The organism is Chryseobacterium sp. SIMBA_029 (assembly GCF_046535275.1).
Classification (GTDB): Bacteria; Bacteroidota; Bacteroidia; order Flavobacteriales; family Weeksellaceae; genus Chryseobacterium.
In genome coordinates this window covers 1-253 of the sequence record NZ_JAWRXA010000609.1, presented here as the reverse complement: position 1 = coordinate 253, position 253 = coordinate 1, and the positions used below count along the sequence as shown (strand labels likewise).

Annotated in this window: 1 protein-coding gene; it reads left to right on the top strand. The window is 64.4% G+C overall.

Annotated features, from left to right (window positions below; genetic code table 11):
• Window positions 1-253: aminotransferase class V-fold PLP-dependent enzyme (locus SB679_RS25425; protein WP_410705128.1), on the top strand; the 253-nt coding region annotated here is incomplete at both ends.

Here is a 253-nt window from a genome sequence, read left to right as displayed (position 1 = left end):
CCGTGGACGCCGAACGAGTACTTTCGGCGCATCCGAATCCGAAGGTCATAGCCGCCGTCCATGCCGATACTTCCGTCGGCGTGCTCTCGGACATAGCCGCCCTTGGCGCAGGCAAGGGCGACGCCCTGCTGATCACCGATGCAGTGACGTCCATCGGCGGACTGGAACTGCGCGCAGACGACTGGGGGATCGACGTCGGATATGCAGGGACACAGAAGTGCTTGGGCGTCCCACCGGGTCTCTCGCCGTTCAC